Origin of the sequence: Agrobacterium sp. DE0009 (assembly GCF_007680755.1) — a bacterium.
Lineage (GTDB): Bacteria > Pseudomonadota > Alphaproteobacteria > Rhizobiales > Rhizobiaceae > Agrobacterium > Agrobacterium tumefaciens_B.
In genome coordinates this window covers 1-966 of sequence record NZ_VEIU01000032.1, presented here as the reverse complement: position 1 = coordinate 966, position 966 = coordinate 1, and the positions used below count along the sequence as shown (strand labels likewise).

At 59.2% G+C, this 966-nt stretch carries 1 protein-coding gene; it reads left to right on the top strand.

The features are described 5' to 3' along the window. Window positions 1-966: IS66 family transposase (locus FS804_RS24670; RefSeq protein WP_144579349.1), on the top strand; the 966-nt coding region annotated here is incomplete at both ends.

Here is a 966-nt window from a genome sequence, read left to right as displayed (position 1 = left end):
GAAGCGCTTCTGGCCCAGATCGCCGTCTCCAAATATGCCGATGGCCTACCACTCTATCGGCAAGAAGCGATCTACGCCCGCGACAAGGTCGAACTCGACCGCAGGCTCATGGCTCAATGGATGGGAAAGCTGGGGTTCGAGCTCGACATCCTCGCCGATTACATCCTGAACGAAATCAAGAAGGCGGAACGAATATTTGCCGACGAGACGACCCTGCCGACACTGGCGCCTGGATCCGGGTCGGCGAAGACCGCTTGGTTATGGGCCTATGCCAGGGATGACCGACCGTTCGCAGGCAACAGCCCGCCCATGGTGGCCTATCGCTTCGAAGACAGTCGGGCGACCGACTGCGTGGCACGACACCTCAGCGGCTATCGCGGGATTCTGCAGGTTGACGGGTACGCGGCCTACAGCAAACTCGTCCGCAAGGACGGCGGCAACGACGGCGTTATTCTGGCTGGCTGCTGGGCCCATAGCCGTCGCAAGTTCTATGAATTGCATGTCGCCAAGAGCTCCAAGGTTGCAACTGAGACAGTCGAGCGAATGGCAACGCTCTGGGAAATAGAAGATACCGTCCGTGGTCAAAGCCCTGAGGCGCGTGTCGCTGCCCGACAAGAACGCTCGGCGGCGATAGTCCGTGACCTCTTCACTCTCTGGCAGACGACTTTGCCGCGAGTATCAGGCAAATCCAAACTCGCCGAAGCTCTACGGTACTCGATCAAGCGTCGTGACGTCTTCGAACGCTTCCTCACGGACGGCCGTGTCGAGCTCGACTCCAACATCGTCGAGCGAGCGATCAGACCTCAGGCGATAACAAGAAAAAATAGTCTCTTCGCCGGCAGCGACGGCGGCGGCAAGACATGGGCGACAATCGCGACACTTTTGCAGACTGCAAAAATGAATTCTGTCGATCCCCAGGCCTGGCTGACGCAGACGCTCGAGCGCCTTGCAAACGGCTGGCCTAGC